20 protein-coding genes are annotated in these 22,654 nt (G+C 68.9%); 10 read left to right on the top strand and 10 right to left on the bottom strand.

Annotation, left to right across the window (positions count from 1 at the left end; all coding sequences use genetic code 11):
• Positions 1–35: 35 nt before the first annotated feature.
• Positions 36–1,064 carry an ArsR/SmtB family transcription factor gene (locus MKK50_RS19600; protein ID WP_499024745.1) on the bottom strand — a complete coding sequence of 343 codons (1,029 nt, stop codon included), beginning with the start codon at positions 1,062–1,064 and terminating at the stop codon, positions 36–38.
• 79 nt (positions 1,065–1,143) lie between these two features.
• On the bottom strand, positions 1,144–2,358 hold the full coding sequence (locus tag MKK50_RS19595; RefSeq protein ID WP_253373394.1) for a patatin-like phospholipase family protein: 1,215 nt from the start codon (positions 2,356–2,358) through the stop codon (positions 1,144–1,146).
• A gap of 330 nt (positions 2,359–2,688) precedes the next feature.
• On the opposite strand from MKK50_RS19595, the gene ispG reads away from it, so the two are divergent.
• The 7 genes from ispG to MKK50_RS19560 all read left to right on the top strand — a co-directional run bounded on the left by ispG (position 2,689) and on the right by MKK50_RS19560 (position 12,594).
• Positions 2,689–4,017, top strand: a complete 1,329-nt coding sequence (gene ispG, locus MKK50_RS19590; protein WP_499024744.1) for a flavodoxin-dependent (E)-4-hydroxy-3-methylbut-2-enyl-diphosphate synthase — start codon at positions 2,689–2,691, stop codon at positions 4,015–4,017.
• Positions 4,018–4,336: 319 nt separating this feature from the next.
• A complete protein-coding gene (locus MKK50_RS19585; RefSeq protein ID WP_253373392.1) occupies positions 4,337–6,343 on the top strand; it encodes a potassium transporter Kup in 2,007 nt (668 codons plus the stop codon).
• Between the two features lie 261 nt (positions 6,344–6,604).
• Positions 6,605–8,839 (top strand): TonB-dependent siderophore receptor, encoded by a 2,235-nt coding sequence (locus MKK50_RS19580; RefSeq protein WP_253373391.1) that lies wholly within the window; start codon positions 6,605–6,607, stop codon positions 8,837–8,839.
• Between the two features lie 112 nt (positions 8,840–8,951).
• Positions 8,952–9,425 (top strand): hypothetical protein, encoded by a 474-nt coding sequence (locus MKK50_RS19575; RefSeq protein WP_499024743.1) that lies wholly within the window; start codon positions 8,952–8,954, stop codon positions 9,423–9,425.
• 156 nt (positions 9,426–9,581) lie between these two features.
• Complete coding sequence (locus MKK50_RS19570) at positions 9,582–10,700, top strand: pyridoxal phosphate-dependent aminotransferase (protein WP_499024742.1); 1,119 nt, start codon at positions 9,582–9,584, stop codon at positions 10,698–10,700.
• Positions 10,697–11,632, top strand: coding sequence for a prephenate/arogenate dehydrogenase family protein (locus tag MKK50_RS19565; protein ID WP_499024741.1), 936 nt, complete (start codon positions 10,697–10,699; stop codon positions 11,630–11,632). Before MKK50_RS19570 ends, MKK50_RS19565 begins: the two co-directional genes overlap by 4 nt.
• 17 nt (positions 11,633–11,649) lie before the next feature.
• Complete coding sequence (locus tag MKK50_RS19560; RefSeq protein ID WP_253373387.1) at positions 11,650–12,594, top strand: glycosyltransferase family 92 protein; 945 nt, start codon at positions 11,650–11,652, stop codon at positions 12,592–12,594.
• 61 nt (positions 12,595–12,655) lie between these two features.
• On the opposite strand, the gene MKK50_RS19555 is transcribed toward MKK50_RS19560, so the two are convergent.
• The 3 genes from MKK50_RS19555 to MKK50_RS19545 all read right to left on the bottom strand — a co-directional run bounded on the left by MKK50_RS19555 (position 12,656) and on the right by MKK50_RS19545 (position 14,506).
• Entirely contained in the window at positions 12,656–12,868 is a 213-nt protein-coding gene (locus MKK50_RS19555; RefSeq protein WP_253373386.1) for an HVO_A0114 family putative DNA-binding protein, read from the bottom strand.
• Between the two features lie 58 nt (positions 12,869–12,926).
• Positions 12,927–14,030 (bottom strand): DUF2125 domain-containing protein, encoded by a 1,104-nt coding sequence (locus MKK50_RS19550; RefSeq protein ID WP_253373385.1) that lies wholly within the window; start codon positions 14,028–14,030, stop codon positions 12,927–12,929.
• A gap of 131 nt (positions 14,031–14,161) precedes the next feature.
• A complete protein-coding gene (locus MKK50_RS19545; RefSeq protein WP_253373384.1) occupies positions 14,162–14,506 on the bottom strand; it encodes a hypothetical protein in 345 nt (114 codons plus the stop codon).
• A gap of 413 nt (positions 14,507–14,919) precedes the next feature.
• Here MKK50_RS19545 and lptE point away from each other — a divergent pair, with 413 nt between their 5' ends.
• The 3 genes from lptE (at position 14,920) to MKK50_RS19530 (ending at position 17,453) form a co-directional block, all read left to right on the top strand.
• The gene (gene lptE / locus MKK50_RS19540; RefSeq protein WP_499024740.1) at positions 14,920–15,474 is read left to right on the top strand and encodes an LPS assembly lipoprotein LptE; all 555 of its coding nucleotides are present in this window, start codon (positions 14,920–14,922) and stop codon (positions 15,472–15,474) included.
• A gap of 10 nt (positions 15,475–15,484) precedes the next feature.
• Positions 15,485–16,516 (top strand): DNA polymerase III subunit delta, encoded by a 1,032-nt coding sequence (gene holA / locus MKK50_RS19535; protein WP_499024739.1) that lies wholly within the window; start codon positions 15,485–15,487, stop codon positions 16,514–16,516.
• A 70-nt stretch (positions 16,517–16,586) separates the two neighbouring features.
• Positions 16,587–17,453, top strand: coding sequence for an intradiol ring-cleavage dioxygenase (locus MKK50_RS19530; protein ID WP_499024737.1), 867 nt, complete (start codon positions 16,587–16,589; stop codon positions 17,451–17,453).
• A 90-nt stretch (positions 17,454–17,543) separates the two neighbouring features.
• Here the strand turns inward: MKK50_RS19530 and MKK50_RS19525 are convergent, their stop codons facing one another.
• The 5 genes from MKK50_RS19525 to MKK50_RS19505 form a co-directional block, all read right to left on the bottom strand.
• The gene (locus MKK50_RS19525; protein ID WP_499025127.1) at positions 17,544–18,440 is read right to left on the bottom strand and encodes a ParB/RepB/Spo0J family partition protein; all 897 of its coding nucleotides are present in this window, start codon (positions 18,438–18,440) and stop codon (positions 17,544–17,546) included.
• Positions 18,441–18,473: 33 nt separating this feature from the next.
• Complete coding sequence (locus tag MKK50_RS19520) at positions 18,474–19,334, bottom strand: ParA family protein (RefSeq protein WP_253373381.1); 861 nt, start codon at positions 19,332–19,334, stop codon at positions 18,474–18,476.
• Positions 19,331–19,966 (bottom strand): 16S rRNA (guanine(527)-N(7))-methyltransferase RsmG, encoded by a 636-nt coding sequence (gene rsmG / locus MKK50_RS19515; protein ID WP_499024736.1) that lies wholly within the window; start codon positions 19,964–19,966, stop codon positions 19,331–19,333. The genes MKK50_RS19520 and rsmG overlap by 4 nt, the downstream gene beginning before the upstream one ends.
• 34 nt (positions 19,967–20,000) lie before the next feature.
• Positions 20,001–21,875, bottom strand: coding sequence for a tRNA uridine-5-carboxymethylaminomethyl(34) synthesis enzyme MnmG (gene mnmG / locus MKK50_RS19510; RefSeq protein WP_499024735.1), 1,875 nt, complete (start codon positions 21,873–21,875; stop codon positions 20,001–20,003).
• Positions 21,876–22,044: 169 nt separating this feature from the next.
• On the bottom strand, positions 22,045–22,311 hold the full coding sequence (locus MKK50_RS19505; RefSeq protein WP_499024734.1) for a DUF6894 family protein: 267 nt from the start codon (positions 22,309–22,311) through the stop codon (positions 22,045–22,047).
• Positions 22,312–22,654 lie beyond the last annotated feature (343 nt).

The following is a 22,654-nucleotide window of genomic DNA, read 5'->3' as shown; positions in this document are numbered from 1 at the left end:
TCGGTCGTCGATGGAAGTCGGCCAGGGCCCGAAGTTCAGGCCACGGCGCGTTCTAGGGTTGGCGCCTCGATCGCGGCGGCGGTGTCGTGCGCGAGCCAGAGGGTGACGGTGAGCGGGTGCTCGATCCCGTCCTCCGGCGCGAGGTCGCGGCTCTCGACATCGCCCAGGCCCGCCTGGACGAGCCAGCCCGCGATCTGCTCCGCACCGAAACCGAGGCGGCGATGGGCTTGGCTCTCGCGCAACTGCTCCAGGGTGTGGGGCGCGAAATCGACCACGAGCAACCGCCCGCCCGGCGCGACGAGGCGGGCGGCCTCGCGCAGCGCCCGAGCCGGGTCGTCGAGGTAGTGCAGCACCTGATGCAGCACCACGAGATCGAAGCCGCCGCGGCCGAAGGGCGGCGCGTGGAGGTCGCCCTGGCGCAGGTCGACCCGCGACAGGCCGAGCCGTTCGAGGTTGGCCCGGGCGACCGAGAGCATGGCATGGCTCGAATCGAGCCCGGTTGCGCGACCGGCCAGGGGGGCCAGCAGGCCGAGCATCTTCCCGGTCCCGGTACCGAGATCGATCACGTGGCGGATCGGCCGGTCTCCGAGCGCCTCGACCACCGCCGCCTCGACGGCGGCCTCGGGCACGTGCAGGGAGCGCAGGCCGTCCCATTTGGGAGCGAGCCGGGCGAAGAAGGTCTGCGCCGCCTCGGCCCGTTGCGTCCGCACCGAGTCGAGCCGGGCGCGATCCTCGGAGAGCGGCGGCGCGGCGCGTTCCAGCGCTGCGATCAGGGGCTCGACGAAGCCGATGGCGGCCTCGCGCAGGCGGAAGAACGCCCAGGCGCCCTCGCGGTGACGCTCGATCAGGCCGGATTCGACGAGGAGCTTGAGATGGCGCGAGATGCGCGGCTGCGACTGGCCGAGGATGTCGGTGAGGTCGGAGACCGACAACTCGCCCTCGGCCAGCAGCGCTAGGATACGCAGGCGCGTCTCCTCCGCCGCCGCCCGCAGCACGGCGAGCGCCTCGGCGAAGGGCACCGGGACCGGGGTCGCGCTGTTCGTGAGGCCGCTCTCGCTAGACATAAAGATATCTTTATGTGCGCAGCGAGCCGGTGGCAAGAGGTTTCGCTGACGACCCGGTCCCTTCGTCAGCGACGGGCCGCTACTGATAGGCCTTCTTGAGGTCTAGGGTGCAGCGCACGCCGACCTCGTCGTAGCCCTCCGCGAGCCAAGCCTTGGCGGCGGCGCGGCCCTTGTCGCGTAGGCGCTCGATCATCCGCCAGCGGGCATCGATGCGCGAGGAGGCGGCGTAGTTGTCGAGCGAGTCGGTCCCGTCGATGCGGTGGAGGAAGACCCGCTCCAAGCCCGGAACCTGCCCCTGTCCGCCCTCGTCGATCAGGCCGTGCACGAAGTCGATGGAGCGCAGTTCCCGCATCAGGTTGGCGTTGAAGGTGATCTCGTTGAGCCGGTCCTGGATGTCGCTGGCCGAGCGCGGCGTCTCGCGGCGCTCCACGGGGTTGATCTGCACGAGCAGGATGTCGCGGGTGCTCGACCCGTGCAGGGGGTAGAGGGCCGGATTGCCGAGGTAGCCGCCGTCCCAGTAGGGCACGCCGTCGATCTCGACCGCCTGGAACACCGTCGGCAGGCAGGCCGAGGCCATCAGGTGATCGACCGTGAGGCAATCGCGCTCGAACACCGCGAGCTTGCCGGTCCAGACGTTGGTCGCCGAGACGAAGACGTTGGCGGTGTCGGACGCGCGCAGGCGGTCGAAATCGACGGTGTGTTCCAGCGCGTCGCGCAGCGGATTGAAGTTGAACGGATTGGTCGCGTAGGGGCCGGGGTTGAGTGCCTTCATCCATGCTTCGGCGAAGGGGTTGCCCTTCCAGAAGTTGAAGAGGCCGTTGATCCAGCTCTGCTGCGAGGGCCGCAGGTCGGCGTCCAGGCTCGCCTCGCGCCAGAACTTCTCCAGCGCCGTGCGGGCGCCGTCGGGGCCGCCCGCGAGCCAGCCGTCCACGAGGACGACGGCGTTCATCGCCCCAGCGCTCGCACCCGTTACCGCCTCGAAGGCAACGCGCCCGTCCTCGATCAGCGCGTCGAGTACGCCCCAGGTGAAGGCGCCGTGCGAGCCGCCGCCCTGAAGCGCCAGCGAGACGGCTTTCTCCGCGCGCGGTCCGGCAAGGCCCCGAAACGCGGCGCCCGGCCGGGTCGAATCCGCGATCGGATCGGGAACGGCGGTCGCGGGGTTGTGGGCGTCGTCGTGAGACGGTCCGTCGAGGGTTCCGGTTCGCTCACGGGTATCGACCGGAGGCGAGCCGGCGGACCGAGCCTCGATCTGCTCACTGTCGGTGGAGTGAATGTCCGGGCTCGTCCTGTCCATCTTGCCTCACGTGATTTATTGCGATGCACATTCAAATGGTGCAAAGCAGCAAGTGTGCCCGTGCGGTTCTTTGACCCGCAGGCACGCGAATGCAAGGTATGATAAGGCGCTTTCGTCTCCCGACATCCTTGCATACGCTCGACATCCCGCTCGGGATGCGACATGGAAGCGGCCTCGTATCGAGGCGTGCTGCGCATCCGTCCGCGCGGGCGCGGCGCGGAGACGATCTCCAGGTCGCGGATCGAACCGGATTCGGATAGGATCACGCCCGCGCCTGCGGGACGCCGAAAGCCGGCACGCGCGGACGACAGTTTGACCCGCGAAGGCACGATGGAAGTCATGGAAGCTCCCGACGCCCTGGCAAACCCGCTCGACTCCCGCAGCCCCAACATGATGGGGCCGGAGATCGCCGGGCCGGCACCGCGGCACCGCACCGTCGGCGTGCAGATCGGCAGCGGCGAAGGCGCCGTCACCGTCGGCGGCGGCGCCCCGATCGTCGTGCAGTCGATGACCAACACCGACACGGCCGACATCGACGGCACCGTGGCCCAGGTCGCCCAGCTCGCCCGCGCCGGCTCGGAACTGGTGCGCATCACCGTCGATCGCGACGAGGCGGCGGCCGCCGTGCCGAAGATCCGCGAGCGGCTCGATCGCATCGGCGTGCACGTGCCGCTGGTGGGCGACTTCCACTATATCGGCCACAAGCTCCTGTCCGACCATCCGGCCTGCGCCGAGGCGCTGGCCAAGTACCGGATCAATCCGGGCAATGTCGGCTTCAAGGAGAAGAAGGACACCCAGTTCTCGACCATCGTCGAGCAGGCCGTGAAGTACGGCAAGACGGTGCGCATCGGCGCGAACTGGGGTTCGCTCGACGAAGCCCTGCTGACGCACCTCATGGACGAGAACGCCCGGTCGCCCCGTCCCATCGATGCCCGCGCGGTGATGCGCGAGGCCATGGTGCAGTCGGCGCTGACCTCCGCCGACCGGGCGGTCGAACTCGGCCTGCCGAAGGACCGCATCATTCTGTCGGCCAAGGTCTCGGCGGTGCAGGATCTGATCGCGGTCTACCGCGAAGTGGCGCGCCGCTCCGACTACGCGATCCATCTCGGCCTGACCGAGGCCGGCATGGGCTCGAAGGGCATCGTCGCGGCCTCGGCCGCCATCGGCGTGCTGCTGCAAGAAGGCATCGGCGACACGATCCGCTACTCGCTGACGCCCGAGCCCGGCGGCGACCGGACCGTGGAGGTCAAGGCCGCGCAGGAACTCCTGCAGACCATGGGCTTCCGCACCTTCGTGCCGCTCGTGGCGGCGTGCCCCGGCTGCGGTCGCACCACCTCGACGACGTTCCAGGAATTGGCTCGCGACATCCAGAACTGGATCTCCACCTCCATGCCGGAGTGGAAGAAGACCTATCCGGGCGTCGAAGGCCTCAACGTTGCGGTGATGGGCTGCATCGTCAACGGTCCCGGCGAGTCGAAGCACGCTGATATCGGCATCTCGCTGCCCGGCACCGGCGAGAGCCCGAGCGCACCGGTCTTCATCGACGGCAAGAAGGCGATGACCCTGCGCGGCGCCACGCTCGCCAAGGACTTCGAGACGATCGTGGTCGATTACATCGAGCGCCGCTTCGGCCAGGGCAAGCGCGACGCCGCCGAGTGAGCCCCTCGGGTGGGCCGGCTCCCGAAACCTTCGCGGTGAGGGAAGCGGCCCGCCCTTCGTTGTCCGAACCGGGCCGCCCTGTCGGCGGACCGCCCGCGTTCCCTGCCCCCCGCCTCGCACCCGCCATGACGTTCCGGTTCGAGCCTCGCGAACCGAACGCGGACGGTGTTCCTGTGCCGCGAGACGGCTCGCGGTGGTGTGGCCGCCTCAGGGGCGCCGCGGTGACCGGTGCGCATCGATTCGCATCTCCGACGCATTCCCTTCATGCGACTCCGGCACACCCGGCCGGACGACGCGCGAGCCCAGGCACGCCTGCCCGATGACCCAGCCCGACAGCCCCCATTCCGCCGGATCCAAGCCGCCGGACGGCCCCGTCGCCGCTCCCGCGGGCGGGCCGGCGCCCGGCGAGGGAGGCCCGGTCGCGGCCTCGGCGGGCGCGGTCGATGCGACCCAGGAGGAAGCGCACGGCCACGCCAAGACCGGCTTCTGGGCCCTCACGGTCGGTTCCGTCGGCGTCGTCTACGGCGATATCGGCACGAGCCCGCTCTACGCCTTCCGTGAGGCGCTGGCGCCTTCGCGCACCGACGGCATCCTGCTCCCCGAGGAGGTGATCGGCACCGCCTCGCTCATCATCTGGGCGCTGCTCCTGATCGTGACGATCAAGTACGTCGCGATCCTGCTGCGCATGGACAACAACGGCGAGGGTGGCATCCTCTCGCTGATGGCCCAGGCCCGCCACGCGCTCGGCGGCTCCAAGATCGTGTTCATGCTGGGCCTGCTCGGCGCCTCGCTGTTCTACGGCGATTCCGTCATCACCCCGGCGATCTCGGTGCTCTCCGCGGTGGAGGGTCTGAAGCTCGTCACGCCCGCCTTCGACGATTACGTGCTGCCGATCACGGTGGCGATCATCCTCGGCCTGTTCGCGGTCCAGAGCCACGGCACGGCGCGGGTCGCGACCTTCTTCGGGCCGGCCATGGTGGTGTGGTTCCTGGCCATGGCCGCCGCCGCCCTTCCGCACATCGCCGGCAATCCCGGCGTGCTCGCCGCCTTCAATCCCTGGTACGCCGTGCATTACCTGCTCGGCCACGGCACCGGCGCGCTCGTGGCGCTCGGCGCGGTGTTCCTGGCGGTGACCGGGGCGGAGGCCCTGTTCGCCGATCTCGGCCATTTCGGGCGCCGCCCGATCCAGGTGGCGTGGCTCGGCCTCGTCGCACCCTGCCTCGTCCTGAACTATCTCGGCCAGACCGCCCTCGTATTGGCCAAGCCCGAGACCACCGATCCGTTCTACCAGCTCGTGCCGGAATGGGGCCTGATCCCCATGGTGCTGCTGGCGACACTCGCCACGGTGACGGCGAGCCAAGCGGTCATCACCGGCGCCTTCTCTCTGTCGCGGCAGGCGATCCAGCTCGGCATGCTGCCGCGCATGGAGATCCGCCACACCTCCGAGTCGCATTCCGGCCAGATCTACCTGCCGCAGATCAACACCTTGCTCGCCCTCGGCGTGGTGATCCTGGCGATCACCTTCCGCTCCTCCTCGGCGCTGGCCTCGGCCTACGGCATCGCCGTGACGGGCACGATGCTTCTCACCGCCTCCATGGCCTACGTGGTGCTGTGGAAGGTCGTGCGGCTCTCGCCGCTCGTCTCGGCGGCGATCATCGTGCCGTTCATCGTGCTGGAGACGCTGTTCCTGCTCTCGAACCTCCTGAAGCTGCACGAGGGTGGCTACGTGCCCCTGCTGCTGGCCGGCGGCCTGATGCTGATGATGTGGACCTGGGTGCGGGGCGTCACGATCCTGTTCAACAAGACCCGCAAGACCGACGTGCCGTTGGTCGAACTCGTCGGCATGCTGGAGAAGAGCACCTCCTACCAGCGGGTGAAGGGCACCGCGGTCTTCCTCACGAGCGATCCGCAGATCGCCCCGGCCGCTTTGTTGCATAACATGAAGCACAACAAGGTGATCCACGAGAAGAACGTGGTGCTCACCGTCGAGACCATGGACCGGCCCCGCGCGACGAAAGGGGAGCGCGTGCGCATCGAGCCCGTGGGCTTCGGCTTCTACCGGGTGGTGATGCGCTTCGGCTACATGGAGACGCCCAACATCCCGCGCACCCTGACGCTGCTCAAGCCCCAGGGCTTCAAGTTCGACATCATGTCGACCTCGTTCTTCCTGTCGCGCCGCTCGATCCGTCCGGCGGCTCATTCTGGCATGCCGCTTTGGCAGGATCGGATCTTCATCACGCTGGCCAAAAACGCCAACGACGCGACGGACTTCTTCCAGATTCCGACCGGCCGCGTCGTCGAGGTCGGCACGCAGGTGACCGTTTAGACCATCGTATGGGACGATCGGGCCGGATGCATTCCGCCCCGGTCTGCCAACGAAGGGTTGTGCACAATCCTGTGGCCTGCCGGCTACAGGACGACCATTTGCGCGCGACCGACTTGCACCCCCTGGCGCCGCCCCGTACGGCTTGGCTTGCGAAAAGCAAGTAACAACAACACTTTAGCATAATTCCAAACAACCGACCTGCCGGGTTCCGCGCGTCTCCTGCGGAGGGTTCCGGCTGCGCCGGGCGGAGGGACCACGGTGATGGAGTCGGTACACACTCTCGTAGGCATCCGCGCCCTGCGGACCGCGGTCCTGGCAGGCGCCTCGCTGGTCGCCCTCACGGTGGGCGCCGCGGCGCAGGCGACGGCGCGGCTGGAAGAGTTGTCGGTCGAAGGCAGCGGCCGGGGCGCGGGCGCCACCGGCGGAGGGCAGGCTGCCCAACGCGGCCCCGACGGGCGTGCCGCGCCCGAGGATCCCCGCGGTCCCGTCCAGGGCTACGTCGCCACCCGCTCGGCCACCGCGACGAAGACCAACACGCCTCTCATCGAGACCCCGCAATCGATCACCGTCGTCGGTCGCGAGCAGATCGACGCGCAGAAGGCTCAGACCCTGACGCAGGCGACGCAATACACGGCCGGCATCTATTCAGGCACCTTCGGTGCCGACACCCGCGTCGACTACTTCACCCTGCGCGGCTTCATCGCCAGCGATTACGGCATCTACCGCGACGGCCTCCAGGTGCTGAACTACGGCTTCGGCACCTTCAAGGTCGAGACCTTCGGCCTGGAGCGGATCGAGGTTCTGCGCGGGCCCGCCGCGGTTCTGTTCGGAGCGGGCAACCCGGGCGGCATCATCAACCAGATCACCAAGCGGCCGACGACCCAGCCCTTCGGCTATGTCGAGGTCGGCGGCGGCTCGTTCGGTCAGGTCTACGGCGCCTTCGACATCGGCGGGCCGGCCGATGATTCCGGGCATTGGTTCTATCGCCTCACCGGCTTCGGCCGGCAGGGCGGCACCCAGGTGGACAATGCGCCCGACGACCGCGCCTATATCGCACCGGCCCTGACCTACCGCCCGGATGCCGGCACCTCGCTGACCATCCTGACCAGCTATCAGCGCGACTCGACCGCCGTCACCGCGAACTTCCTGCCCTATTCCGGCACCGTGCGGCGCAATCTCAGCGGCCTGCGCATCCCGCGCTCGCTCAACGTCGGCGATCCGGCGATCAACACCTTCCAGCGCGAGCAGGTCTTCGCCGGCTACGAGTTTGAGCACGCCATCGACGAGACCTGGACCTTCCGCCAGAACCTCCGCTACTCGTTCAGCGACGCGTTCCAGAACTCGTACCTAAACCAGACCGGCTACATCGACGCCGCAACGGAGACGGTTCTCAACCGCTACCAGTTCCTGACCAGCTCGAAGGTCGGGATCTTCCAGGTCGACAACCAGGCCGAGGCGCGCTTCTTCGACGGCTTCTTCGCCCACGATCTGCTGATCGGCCTCGACTACAAGCGCTACGATCTGCACGACAACCAGGGTACCAATTTCGCGAATTTCTACCCCGTTCCGGGCCTGAGCCTCCTCAACCCCGTCTATGGCCAGATCAGCGGCCGCCCGTCGCCCTACCTCGTCAACGCCGATACGTTCCAGCAACTCGGCATCTATGCCCAGGACCAGATCAAGCTCACCGACCGCCTGACCCTGGTTCTCGGCGGCCGCCAGGACTTCGCCGACAACGTGGTGCGCGACCGGCTCACCCCGGCCAACAGCAGCCGCCGCAGTGACGAAGCCTTCAGCGGGCGCGCCGCCCTCATCTACAACTTCCCCGAGGGGCTAGCGCCCTATGTCAGCTACTCGACCTCGTTCCAGCCGCAGATCGGCTCGGACGCCAACCGCCGCAGTTTCGCACCCGAATACGGCGAGCAGGTCGAGGTCGGCGTCAAGTTCGAGCCCGTCGGCTACGGCTTCTTCCTGACGGCGGCGGCCTTCGATCTCGTGCGCCAGAACGTGCTGCAGCCGGTGCCCGGCACCTTCTTCAGCTCCCAGCTCGGCGAGGTGCGCTCGCGCGGCGTCGAGGTTCAAGCGGTTGCCAACCTCGCGCAGGGCCTGAACCTCGTGGCGGCCTTCACCGCCTACGACCTTCAGACCATCAAGGGCGAGGCCGATCAGGTCGGGCGCACGCCGACCCGCATCCCGGAGGTGCTGGCCTCGGTCTTTGCCGACTACACGATCCCGACCGGCGACTGGCGCGGCTTCGGCTTCGGCGGCGGCGTCCGCTATGTGGGGCGTTCCTTCGCGAACGTGGCCAACACCCTGATCGTGCCGGACTACGTGCTGTTCGACGCGCAGGTCCACTACACCTGGGACAATTGGCGCGCGGCGATCAACGCCACCAATATCGGCGACCGCCGCTTCGTCTCCTCGTGCATTTCGGCCAACGAGTGCTTCTATGGCGATGCTCGCCGCGTGCTGGCGAGCGTGAGCTACAAGTGGTGAACCGCCGCAGGGCCCCGCTCCGGGCCCTGCACCACCTTGGAGGCGACGGGCTGCCGGTCTATCTCGGGGTTTCGTAAGCGGATCATGAGAATCCGCCGCCCGAGGAACGCCGATGATCGCCCGCCCCCTCTTTGCCGCTCTCCTGATGGTCGGCATGGCTTGCCCTGCCGGTGCGCAGGAAACCGCCCCGCCCCCGGCGCAGACCGCGCCGCAGGAGCCCTCGAAGGAGGCCGCACCCCCGCGGCCGATCCGCAACGCGCCGAGCCCGCGGGCGCTGGAATTTGCCGCGTACATCTTCTCGGCGGTCAATGTCTGCGGCTACCGGCTCAACGCGCCCGAATTCGAGGCGCTGCTCGCCAAGCAGAACACGCGGCCCGAGGACGTGAGCCCCCGCGGGCCCTTCGGCAACCGGGTGATCGGCATCTTCACGCTGATGTCCAACCAGATGAACCTCAACCGCGAACAGGCCTGCCTCGCGGTGGCCGGCGAGTACGGCCCCGAGGGGAACGTGGTGAAGAACGTCCTGCTGCCGCCGGGCTCCGGCGAAGTGCCCGCTGCGCCTGAAGGCAAGCCGGCGCAGCCATAGCGCTGCCCACCGGCCCAGGGCGGGCACGGACAGCGGAGGGCGCGGGATCGGTGCGCCGCCAACTCGGCGGCTCCCCGTTCCCGCGAAATGCTGTAGAGGGACGGGCGATACCCGCGTCCGACGCTCCCGCTGGCTCTCGTCGACTGACCCTCGCCCATGTCCGCAACCGATCCCGTGCTTCGCCCTCAGCCGCGCCCCGGCGTGCTCGCCATCGAGGCCTACGTGCCCGGCAAGAGCGCCGCGCCGGGCGTGGCGAAGATCCATAAGCTCTCGTCCAACGAGACGCCTTTGGGCCCGAGCCCGCACGCGATCGAGGCTCTGCGCGCGGAGGCCGCGACGCTGGCCCTCTATCCGGACGGCAGCGCGACCCGCCTGCGCACGGCGATCGGCGCGCGCTACGGGCTCGATCCCGCCCGCATCGTCTGCGGTGCCGGCTCGGACGAACTGCTGACGCTGCTGGCGATGGCCTTCGTCGGGCCGGGTGACGAGGGCATCTTCTGCGAGCACGGCTTCCTCGTGTACCGCATCGCGATCCTCACCGCGGGCGGCACGCCGGTGGTGGCGCCGGAAACGAACCTGACGGCGGATGTCGATGCCATCCTCGCCGCGGTCACGCCCCGCACCCGGATCGTTTACCTCGCCAACCCCAACAACCCGACCGGCACCTACCTGCCGTTCGAGGAGGTGCGCCGCCTGCATGCCGGCCTGCCCGGCAACGTGCTCCTCGTGCTCGACGGGGCCTATGCCGAGTACGTGCGCGCGAACGACTACACCGCCGGCCTCGAAATGGCGCTCGATGCGCCGAACGTCGTGATGACGCGCACCTTCTCGAAGATCCACGGATTGGCGGCGCAGCGCATCGGCTGGATGGTCGGGTCCGAGGCCGTGGTCGATGCGATCAACCGCATCCGCGGGCCGTTCAACCTCTCGGCGGGCGGCATCGCGGCGGGTGCTGCGGCGATCGCCGACGAGGCCCACGTCGCGGCAGCGGTCGCCCACAACGACGAATGGCTCGCCTGGCTCACCTGCGCAGTCGAGGCGCTGGGGCTCACCGTGACGCCGAGCGTCGGCAACTTCCTGCTCCTGCACTTCTCGGACAGGCCCGGCCGCACGGCGGCGGAGGCGGATGCGCATCTGACCAGCGCGGGCGTGATCGTGCGGCGCGTCTCCTCCTACGGCCTGCCGAACGCCCTGCGGGTGACGGTCGGCGGCGAGGAGGCCAATCGCGCCTTCGTGGATGCGTTGGCCGCCTTCCTGGGAGCCAAGCGTCCGTGACGGTCGTCAAGCGCCTCGCCATCGTCGGGCTGGGCCTGATCGGCTCCTCGATCGCCCGCGGCGCCCGGACCTACGGTCTTGCCGACGCGGTCGTTGCGATCGACCGCGACGCGGGCGTGATCGAGCGGGTGATGGCCCTGGGTCTGGCCGAGGCGACAAGCACCGAAGCCTCGGCGGTGGCCGAGGCCGACCTCGTCATCCTCTGCGTGCCGGTGGGCGCCATCGGCGCGGTGGCGGCTGAGATCGCGCCGCACCTGAAGCCCGGCGCGGTCGTCTCCGATGTCGGTTCGGTCAAGGCCGCGGTGGTGGCGGCCGTCACGCCGCATCTCTCGCCAGACAACCCGTTCGTACCGGCGCATCCGGTGGCGGGCACCGAGTATTCCGGGCCGGATTCAGGGTTCGCCACCCTGTTCTCGAACCGCTGGTGCATCCTCACCCCGCCGGAGGGAACCGACGCGACGGCGGTGGAGCGGGTGCAGGGCCTGTGGCAGGGCTTGGGCGCCATCGTCGAGACCATGACGCCCGAGCACCACGACCTCGTGCTCGCCATCACCAGCCACGTGCCGCACCTGATCGCCTACAACATCGTCGGCACGGCGGCCGACCTCGAAGAGGTCACCCAGTCGGAAGTGATCAAGTTCTCCGCCGGCGGCTTTCGCGATTTCACCCGCATCGCCGCCTCCGACCCGACGATGTGGCGCGACATCTTCCTGACCAACCGCGACGCGGTGCTGGAGATGCTCGGGCGCTTCAATGAGGATCTGTCGGCCTTGTCGCGGGCGATCCGCTGGGGCGACGGCGAGGCTCTGCACGAACTGTTCACCCGCACCCGCACCATCCGCCGCGGCATCGTCGCCATGGGCCAGGAAACGGCCGAGCCGGATTTCGGCCGCGCCCGCAACGCGGCGGCGCCCGCGGCGAAGCAGAGCTGAAGGAAAGGGCGCCCGAGATGCGCACATTCGCCATCGTTGCCGTCGTCGAGGGCGCGGCGCCCGATCTGTTCGAGTGGCTCGCCTTCCACCGGGCGGTCGGCGTGCGCCACTTCGTGATCTACGATAACGGACTCGACGGTGAGGCTGCGGCGCTCCTGAAGGCGCACGCGGCGATCGGGGTCACCACCCTGCCCTGCCCGACCCGCATCGACCGCACGCCGCGCTTTGCGGCCTACGACCATTTCCTCGCCTCGTGGGCGCGGCTGTTCCGCTTCGCTGCCTTCCTCGGCACCGATGAATTCCTGGTGCCGGCCCCCGGCCGTTCGATCGAAGACTGGATCGCCCGCATCCCGCCGCATGCCGGTGCGGTGGTGGTCAACCGGCGCGTCTTCGACACCGCGGAGCCGGACGGCCCGGCCTCCGGGCTCGTCCTGCGCCGCTTCCCTCGCGCCTTCACGAAGGCTGACCGCGCGGAGAACCGCGTCGTCACATCGATCTACCGGCAGGGCGCCGTCGCCACGATCGCCGACGCGCACATGGCGGAACTCGTGCAGGGCGAGCGGTTGATGAGCGATTTCGGACCCGCCGAGCCGGACCCGCAGCGGCCCGGCGCGATCCTCGCCGTGCGGCACGGGGAGATCCGGCTCAACCATTATCCCCGTCCTGCTCCGGGCGCATCGGCACCCGAAACGCGCGCAGAGACGGAGCCGTGCGCCCGGACGGCGAGCTGGGTGCGGCCGACCCTCGACGAAATGCGCCATCTCCTGACGTACCTGGAGAGCGTCGCACCGGCCGAGGCCGCGCGGCTGCGCGCGCGCACCGCTGCGGTGCCCGAGCTGGCGCAGCCGGTCGCGCTGCGGGAGCATCGCCTGTGGCGGCTGCGCCATCTGCACAGGCTGCGGGTGGAAGCCGCCGGGCGCTTCGTTCGGCGCAAGATCTTCGGGGCACCGCGCCCCTGGTAGACGAGGGCCGGAGCATCTGCGTAGCGGGCGCTCGGATCAGGCCGCGTAGCGGGCGCTCGGATCAGGCCGCAATGCGGATCGTCGAGGGGATTTCGTCCACGACGCTCGACAGGCGGCCGTCTGCGTCTCGCGTCACCAAGCCGAGTTCCGCCAGCGCCACCACATCTTCGTGTACGCGCCGGACATCCCGCCCGAGCGCTCGGGCGAGGGCACGGATGCCGCTCTCGGGCGAGCGCCGCAGGTGACGCAGGAGTTCGTGGCGTTTAGGCGTCATGCCAACCTCGAACCGGCTCCACGGGGCGCTCTTCGGACCCGGAAGGCCGAGCAATCACTCAGTACAGGGCGGGCAGCGCCACGTTCGGCACGGCGAGCGGGCCGAGCATCAGGCGCCCGTCGCCCAGGCGCAGCGTCGGCAGGGGCTTGAGACCGTTGGGGCTGTCCGCCGCCTGCGCTTCGCCGGCTGCGCCCTCGCGCTTGCGCAGCCCGCCGAGGAACTGGCCGACGAGATTGCCGATCAACGCACCCTTGTCTGAGCCGAAGCGCTGGCCCATCACCTGCCCGACCAGGGCTTCGAGCCCCAGCGCGCGGATGTCGAAGCGCCCCTCGGGCCGATGGGCCTCGTCGAGGCCGACTTCGCCCTTGGCTTGGAGACGACGCTCGCCCTTGGCGATCGACAGGCGGGTCACGTCGAGGCGGCCGTCGGCCCGGCGCCATTTCTCCAACTCCCGCGCCACCGTGCCGGTGCGTAGCACCGTGGCCCGCTCGATGGTCGTGTCGAGATCGACGTCGGCCGGGTCGCCGCTGCCGCTGAGGGCATCGAGCCGCGGCACGGCGGCCTTGGCGAGGCGCAGGCTGAGGTCGACGGCGCCGTCGCTCTCGAAGCGGCCCGGAGTCGGCCGGGCATGTAGTTCGAGGTGTTGAGCGGCGAAGTCCACCGGGCCCGGATCGGGGGATTGCACCGTGCCCTTGGGGCCATCGACGACGAGGGAGGCGCGGTTGAAGCCGTTCGAGGCAGCGTGGAAGCTCGCCTCGAGAGATGTCCAGGTCACATCGGCGGTCAGTTCGCCTTGCTCGACATGGAAGGGGCCGGCGACTTCGAGAACGGCGTGGCGCGGATCGTAGACCTGTACCACGGCGGTGGTCGGCCCGAGGGTGAAATTGCCGTCGGAGCGGGCGAAGCGGACCGAGCCGCAGCGCAGTTCGAGGCGGAAGGGATAGCCGGTGATCGAGCGGTCGGCGCAGGTCCATTCCCGGCCGGCCTGAGCCTCACGGGCGAGCCACGCATCCATCTCGCTCTCGGCCTTGCCACGGATGAAGAACCACGCGGCGGTCCAGGCGATGGCGAGGGTAGCGAGCAGAATGTAGGGAAGGAAAAGGCCAACCCGCCTGCGCCGCGGGAGCGGTCCGCCGGGAATCGGATCGGGTGTCTGCGCCATCGGCCTCGTTCCTGCGCGGCCCGGCAGGAGAGGCCGGACGCCCCGTGTTTGGAGACCGGGGCTGTCCAAGGCAAGGGCCCCGCCCTCCCCTGGCTTTCAAAGGCCGGAGAGGCGACGTCGGCGGCGTCGGGTCAGGCGCTTGCCTGCTCCGTGTCGGCAGCGAGGTCGAGCACGACGGCGCGGCGCTCGGTCTCGCCCTCGGCGAGGCGGTGAACGTGCATCTCCGTCGCGCCGCCCTGGCGGGCGCGGGCCAGCCAGTTGCGGTGCAGGCGCTCGCGCGGCCCCTTGCCGGTCGCGGCGATGGAAACGGCCTGGGCAATGCCGGCCTCGTCCCGCCGCACGGCGATGACCACCGCCTCATCGACCTCGGCGAGGTCGGGCGCGGCCAGCTCGTGGACGCCGACGACGTAGCGGCGGCCGGACCGGCCGCGCCACGCGCTCAGGGCGGGGGCGGCAGCGCCGCGCAGGCCCGCCATGGTTCGGAGACGCTCCTCGCGCACATCCGCTCTCCGGGATCGATCGTCCTTGAGATCGCGAAGCGCGACCGACCAGGACAGGGCTCGTTTGTTCGCCATTTGTTCTGTTCTACAGCGCTCGTCCGACCACCGTCAAGGCGCTGGTTCGGAACGGGTTCCGGGGTCAAGATAAGGTGGGGATCGCCGCCTGGTTCCACAAGCGAGGGCGCCTTGCCGCGTCCCGATTCGGTCGAGCGATCATCGTCCCGCCGCACAGCATTCGTAAAGCATGGGTCTGGCAGGGTGACCGGGCACGATGCCTGCCGTAGAAGATGCTTGCCGTACAAGCGGAGCAGCGTGCTGCGCTTGGGTTCGCAGCGACGGTTTTTGGACGGATCGACGTGACGCGGCGGGGAACAGCCTTGGGGCGGGTGATGGGTGTGGCGAGGAACAGACCGGGGGTTCGGATCGCGCGGCTCGCGCTCGCCGCCGGCCTTGCGCTGAATCTCGGTGCCTGCTTTCGCCCCCTCTACGGGCCGACGGCGTCGGGCGAATCGATGCAGGGCTTGCTCGCGGCGATCCAAGTGGATGACGTGAACATGGCGCAGGACCAGGAGCGCCTCGGGCACTACCTGCGCAGCGAACTGATCTTCGATCTCGACGGCTCCGGCCAGTCGGCCGTGCCCAAGCGCTACCGGCTGAAGATGCAAGGCTCCGAGCAGGTCCAGACGCCGATCGTCTCCTCGACCACGGCGCGGGCGGAAGCCGGCACCATCGTCGGCACGGTGAAGTTCTCTTTGGAGAGCCTGGACGGGCGCCGCATCCTCACCGAGGGCGTCGCGACCAGCACCGCGACGTATGATCGCTCGATCCAGCGTTTCGCCTCGCTGCGCGCCGCGCGCGACGCCGAGATCCGCCTCGCCAAGGTGCTGGCCGACCAGATCAAGACCCGGATCGCCTCTGTCCTCACCGTCAAGACGAATCCCTGACGGGCGTGGCATGACGGCGGTCAAAGCCGGCGACGTCGAGGGGCTGGTCCGGCGCGGCCCCGATCCGCGTATCGCGGTGATTCTGATCTACGGGCCCGATGTCGGTCTTGTCGCCGACCGGGCGATGCGGCTGGTCCGGGGGATGGTCGCCGACCCGGACGACCCCTTCGCCCTCATCCGGATCGACGGCGACACCCTCGCCTCCGATCCGGGCCGTCTGGTGGACGAGGCCGGCACCGTCGGCCTGTTCGGCGGCAGCCGCACGATCTGGGTGCGCTCCGGCAGCCGCAACTACGCGCCGGCCGTCGATGCGGTGCTGAAGGCGCCGACCGATGGTGCCCGCATCGTCGTGGAGGCGGGTGATCTCGCCCGCTCCGCCCCCCTGCGCACGCTGTGCGAGGGCTCGCCCAGGGCGCTCGCCCTGCCGTGCTACCCCGACGACGAGCGCACGCTCGCCGATCTGATCGAGCGCACGTTGCAGGAGGACGGGCTGCGCATCGACCGCGACGCCCGCGACCTGCTGACGGGCAGCCTGGGCAGCGACCGCCGCGCCAGCCTCTCCGAAATCGGCAAGCTCGCTCTCTACGCCCGCGGCCAGGGCAGCGTCGGCGTGGACGACGTCGAGGCGATCGTCAGCGATGTCGGGGCGAGCGTCCTCAACGCGCTGATCGACGCAGCCTTCGCCGGCCGTGCCAGCGAGGCCGAGCGCGAGTATCGCCGCTTCCGCCACGAGGGGATGGACCCTTCGGCGATGCTCGGGGCCGGTTTGCGCCATGCCCTCACCCTGCTGTCGCTGCGCCTCGACAATCCACGCGGCAGCGCGAGCCAGATTGTCGCCAGTTGGCGCGGCCTGCATTTTCGCCGCAAGGCGCTGGCTGAAACCCAGCTCGCCCGGTGGTCGGCACCGGGGCTGCAGCAGGCCGTGGCCTGGCTTCAGGACGCGGTGCTTGCCTGCCGCCGCTCCGAACCGGACCTCGCCCATGCCCAGGCGCAGGGTGTGTTTTTGCGCATCGCCATCGAAGCCGCGCGGCGGCGGGCCTGACACCGCGAAACAATCGAGACATCCTCCCGGCGTATCGCATCGCCCCATGCCATCGGCGGGAGAAGGACGAATGCCGGAACTCACCAGTTCGCGCCGTGGTCTGCTCGCGATCCTGAGCGCGGGAACCGCCGGTCTCTTCTCCGCCAGGCCGGTCGCCGCTACGGCAACGCACGTCTCCGACGAGGGCGCCTGCCTGCTGACGCCGCAAGCGATCGAGGGGCCGTTCTACACCGACCCACGCCTCGCCCGCGCCGACATCACCGAGGGGCGGCCCGGCGTGCCCTTGCGCCTGCGCCTGCGCGTGATCGAGGCCGGACCCTGTACGCCCGTGGAGAGCGCACGGGTCGACGTCTGGCACTGCGATGCACAGGGGCTTTACTCGGGCTATCCCGGCCAGGGCGATTCGCGCAGCATCGACACCAGCGGCCAGACATTTCTGCGCGGTACCGGGCACACGGATTCGAGCGGCTGGGCCACGTTCGAGACGATCTATCCGGGCTGGTACGCGGGCCGGGCGACGCATGTTCACGTCAAGGTCTTCCTCGACCGGCGCACGGTGCTGACCGGGCAGATCTACTTTCCCGATGCGCTCAATGAGTTCCTCTACACGCAGGTCCCGGCCTATGGCGGGCGCAAGGCCGACCGCCTCGTCGTCAACGTCAATGACGGCATCGCCAGCGAGGAGGATCCGCAGCGGCGGGCCTTCTGTGCGGTGAAGGAGGAGCGCGACCGCTACGTCGCGAGCCTCGTTATCGGCGTGGACCGCGGTGCCGACGCGGCGGAACTGACCGACCGGGTGCGCACGCCCTCCGGCCGGCCCGAGCGGCCACCACCGGGTGGGCCGCCGCAGGGTCCGCCGCCCGGTTTCGGGCCGCCGCGGCTCGCCCTCAAGGACCGGCTCGCCGCCCTGGTGCCGGGTCTGTCACGTCGCCCTTGAGCGGCTCGGTGAAGACCGCGCGGCCGGTGTGGAGCGCGGTCTGATCGGGAAGGCCGCCGCTCGTTTCGTGACAGCCGCTGTGCATCCCCCTCAGGCTCCGCCGAGCTTGCGGCAGAGCGCGTCGCGCTCCTCGGCGCTGGTATAGCGGATGCGGATCTCGCCCTCACCGCTCGCCTTGGCCTTCACCGCCACGCTGTAGCCGAGTGCCCGGCCGAGCACGTCCTCCAGGGAGCGCAGGGCAGCATCCCCCTCGGCGGAGCGGCGCGGACGGCCGGGGCGGGGCGTGTCGTCCTGTGGGGTCTCCGCTGCGGCCAGCGCCTCGACCTCACGCACCGACAGCCCCTCGGCCACGATCCGCCGGGCTACCGCCTCCGGGTCGCGTACGGAGAGCAGCGCACGAGCGTGGCCGGCGGTGATTTCGCTGGCGATCACGCGGTCCTGAATCGCGGGGGGAAGCTGGAGCAGGCGCAGGGTGTTGGCGAGATGGCTACGGCTCTTGCCGAGCAGATCGGCCAGCTCGGCCTGGGTATATTTGAACTCGCCCATCAACCGCTCGTAGCCCGACGCCTCCTCGATGGCGTTCAGATCGGCCCGCTGGACGTTCTCCAGAATCGCGTATTCGAGCGAGGTGCGGTCGTCGATCTCGACCACCACCACGGGCACCTCGTTGAGGCCCGCCCGTTGGGCTGCGCGCCAGCGGCGCTCGCCGGCTACGATCTCGAAAGTGCCGGGCACGCCCGAAAGCGCACGCACGACGATCGGCTGGATCACGCCGCGCTGGCGGATCGAGGCTGCCAGCTCGTCGAGTTCCGGCTCGGAGAAGCGGCGGCGCGGGTTGCGTGGATTCGGGCGCAGGAACTCCACCGCCACCTTGCGCTGCGCGTGCCCGGCGGTGCGGGCGGCCTCCTCCGGCGCGTCGTCGGAAAAATCGCCGATCAGCGCCGCAAGGCCGCGTCCGAGCCGCGGCCGCGCCGCATCATCCGCCATTGCCACGATCGAAACTCCAGATTTTTTAATTGCTTAAGCGGCGGCGGCGGGCGGGGGCGCCCGGCCCTCGCGCTGAATCACTTCGGAGGCAAGCCGCAGATAGGCCTGCGAGCCGGCGCATTTGAGATCGTAGAGCAGGACCGGCTTGCCGTGCGAGGGCGCCTCCGAGACACGCACGTTGCGCGGGATCATCGTCTCGTAGACCTTGTCGCCCATGAATCCGCGGACATCGGCGACCACCTGGGTCGAGAGGTTGTTGCGCGGGTCGTACATAGTCAGCACGACGCCCTGAATCTGAAGCTTGGGGTTCAGCGCCCCGCGCACCTGCTCGACAGTGCGCAGCAACTGGCTCAGACCTTCGAGGGCGAAGAACTCGCATTGCAGCGGCACCATCACCGCGTCGGCGGCAGCCAGCGCGTTGATGGTGAGCAGGTTCAGCGAGGGCGGGCAATCGATCAGCACGTAGCTGATGGGTTCGATCCCCTCCGGCATCGTCAGGTCGCGCAGGATGTTGCGCAGGCGATGGGCGCGGTCGGAGGCGCTTGCCAGTTCGAGTTCGAGGCCGAGCAGATCCATCGTCGAGGGTGCAACGGAGAGGCGCGGCACCGCGGTCGGCGTGATCGCGTCCACCAGCGGCGCCTCGCCGGCCATGACATGATAGGTCGAGACCTTGCGGCGGCGTCGGTCGATGCCGAGACCGGTCGAGGCGTTGCCCTGCGGGTCGAGGTCGATCACCAGCACCTGCTCGCCAATCGCAGCCAGTGCCGTGCCGAGATTGATTGCCGTCGTGGTCTTGCCGACGCCGCCCTTCTGGTTGGCGAGCGCGAGCACGCGCAGCGGTTTGGCTTGAGCAGGAGCAGCCTGCGCCGGTAAGGCCGTGGATGAGTCGGTCATGGGTCCACGCGGGAAAGCGACGTGACGCGCACGATCCGTGCCTGCGAGTCGGTGCGGCTCGGAATCAGGTCGCGGGTGAATGTCCACGCATCCTCGGCCTCGGTCAATTCCGTGGCTGCATCACGTCCCTTCGGAAACAGCCCGACGGTGCCCCTTGTCAACAATGGTTCGGTCCAGGTGAGCAGTTGCGTGAGTGGGGCTAGGGCGCGGGCGCAGACGATTTCAGTGTCGGTGAGGGTCCCGATCATCGCCTCGATACGCGCATTGTGGACGGTGACCGGTGCACCGGTGAGGCGCGCGGTCTCGGAGAGGAAGGCGCATTTGCGCGCGTTGCTCTCGACCAGACGGACGTGAAAGCCCGGTCGCTCTTTGCCGGCGATGGCGAGGATGAGACCGGGGATGCCGGCGCCCGATCCAAGGTCGAGCCAGCGAGACGCACCGGGCGCGATGGTCAGAAGCTGAAGCGCGTCGGCGATGTGCCGGTGCCAGACCTCCTTCAGCGTGGCGGGGCCGACGAGGTTTTTGACGGATTGCCAGCGCGTGAGCTGTGCGACGTAAAGGTCGAGAGTCGCGGCTGTTTCACGTGAAACATGATGCTCACTCAGGACGCGGTTGCGCAGATCAGTGCTCATTCTGCCGTCCTCGTGTCGGAGCAGGCCGGCATTCTCATGCCGATGCCTGGACCCGGCTCCGGCGAGCGTGGGCGGCAAGCAGGGTCAGGGCGGCCGGTGTTACGCCCTCGATGCGGGCTGCCTGCCCCAGTGTGGTCGGGCGAACGCCGTCGAGCTTTGCCCGCATCTCGTTGGAAAGGCCGGCGATGGCGCCGTAATCGAGGGCGGTCGGCAGGTGCACCGCCTCGTCGCGGCGGAAGGCCGTGATGTCGGCTTGCTGCCGATTGAGATAGACGGCGTAGGTCGCGTCCGTCCGCAGGCGTTCCGCGACCCGCGGGGGCACCGCTGCCAGTTCGGGCCAAACTGCGGCGAGCCGCTCCCAGCCGATTTCCGGGTAGGACAGGATCTGGAAGGCGCTGCGGCGCAGGCCATCATGGTTGAGGGCGAGGCCGTGCTGGGCCGCCTCGTTCGGGGTGAGGCTCAAGGTGTCGAGCCGGGCGCGTGTCTCGGACAACGCTGTCTGCGAAGCGGCAAAGTGCGCGGCCCGAGCCGAGCCGATACAGCCCAGTGCCGCGCCGCGGGGCGTGAGGCGCTCGTCGGCATTGTCCACACGCAGGCTCAGACGGTACTCCGAGCGTGAGGTGAACATGCGGTAGGGCTCGCTCACCCCGTGGGTGACGAGATCGTCGATCATCACGCCGAGATAAGATTCGGCCCGGTCGAAGATCGCGAGATTGGAGCCGCCCGCCAGCCGGGTCGCGTTGAGGCCGGCGATGAGCCCCTGCCCTGCCGCCTCCTCGTATCCGGTGGTGCCGTTGATCTGGCCGGCCAGGAACAAGCCGGGCAGACGCTTGGTCTGGAGCGTCGCGTCGAGTTCGCGGGGATCGACGTAATCGTACTCGATGGCGTAGCCGGGGCGCAGGATGCGGGTGCGCTCCAGCCCGGGGATGGCGGCGATGATGCCGGCCTGAACCTCCTCCGGAAGTGCCGTCGAGATGCCGTTCGGGTAGACGGTCGGATCGTCGAGCCCCTCCGGCTCCAGGAAGATCTGGTGGCCTTCGCGGTCACCGAAGCGCACGACCTTGTCCTCGATCGAGGGACAGTAACGCGGGCCGCGGCTGCTGATGCCACCGGAATACATCGGTGAGCGGTGGAGGTTGGCCCGGATCAGGTCATGCACCGCTTGCGTCGTGCGGGTGATGCCGCAGGCGATCTGCGGCGTGGTGATCCGCTCGGTCAGGGTCGAGAACGGCACGGGCTCCGCGTCCGCGTGCTGCATCTCCAGCGCTGCCCAATCGATCGTACGTCCATCGAGGCGCGGCGGCGTGCCGGTCTTCAGGCGGCCAAGGCGGAAGCCGTGCCGGTCGAGCGTGCGCGCCAGCCCCATGGCGGGCTCTTCGCCGACGCGGCCCGCGGGGATCTGCTGGTCGCCGATGTGGATCAGCCCGCGCAGGAAGGTGCCTGTGGTGATGACGACGGCCGCCGCGGTGAGGGCACGGCCGTCCGCGAGCAACACACCCGCGACACGGCCTGAATGTACGGTCAGGTCGTCGGCCTCGCCCTCGATCACGGTGAGCCCTGGTGTCTCCGCCACCGCCGTTTGCATGGCGCGGGCGTAGAGCGCCCGGTCGGCCTGAGTGCGTGGGCCACGCACGGCCGGGCCCTTGCGGCGATTGAGCAGGCGGAACTGGATGCCGGCGGCGTCCGCGACGCGGCCCATCAACCCATCGAGGGCGTCCACCTCGCGCACGAGATGGCCCTTGCCAAGGCCGCCGATGGCCGGGTTGCACGACATCGCGCCAATGGTGGCGGCCCGGTGTGTCACCAAGGCGGTGCGGGCGCCGACGCGCGCCGATGCCGCGGCGGCCTCGACGCCGGCATGGCCGCCGCCGACGACGATGACGTCGTAACTGGAAGAATGGGCGTGCATGACCCGTGCTTATGCGCGCGCCATCGAAGAGGTCAACGCAGACCCGCTTCATTGCCTCGGCTGGCAGTGGTTCAAAGCCTTCGGCCTCTCCCGCCCTCGCGATGCCGATCTCGTAAAACGCTCACGTCTCCGCTGCGGAGAGGTGGTGAGAATTTTTGCGAGACACGCGTCAGGCGGCGGACCGGTGGGGCTCGGGGAGGGCCGAGGCTAGGGACGGACGAATATGCAGGTCGATGCAGAACGACGATAACGTCGCCTCCTCGATCACTTCCAGGGACCATGTGTCGCCCAGGTTCATCCGATGGCCGGATTCTTTGAGCAGAGAGCCGGCATAGCGCACCGCTGTGCAAAGAGCGGCTTCCAGATCGGCGCATTCAACCCCATCGTCATCCGCGATGTCGAGGCCGTCGTGCACGTTGAAGAAGTACTTTGGCATATCGCATTCGGTGATTGAGCGTAATGAAAAGCAATGATGACCTAAATCCCGTAAATAATAAAGTTTGTAGTCAATAATTTGCTGAGCACTTTGTGCTCATACGCTTCGACGACAGTTTATGCTTCGCCAAAAAATGCTCAAATGGGCTGACGCCCGGAAGAATATGTTGCATTGTTCGATGTTAAATAGCGCGCGATATATCACTTGGAAGGCAACCGAGGAAAATGGCCGCGTCCTGAGATAGTGGGCTTGGTCCGTCGGTTGAGACAGCGTTGTCCGTCGCAGATCTACCCAGCTCCCCGGTGAGAGATGAGCGAAAATCGTCCAGGCCCTTTCGTATCAC

Origin of the sequence: Methylobacterium sp. J-043 (assembly GCF_022829505.1) — a bacterium.
Taxonomy (GTDB): Bacteria; Pseudomonadota; Alphaproteobacteria; order Rhizobiales; family Beijerinckiaceae; genus Methylobacterium; species Methylobacterium extorquens_A.
Note: the sequence above shows the minus strand (reverse complement) of the source record. Positions and strands in the feature narration are given on the sequence as shown.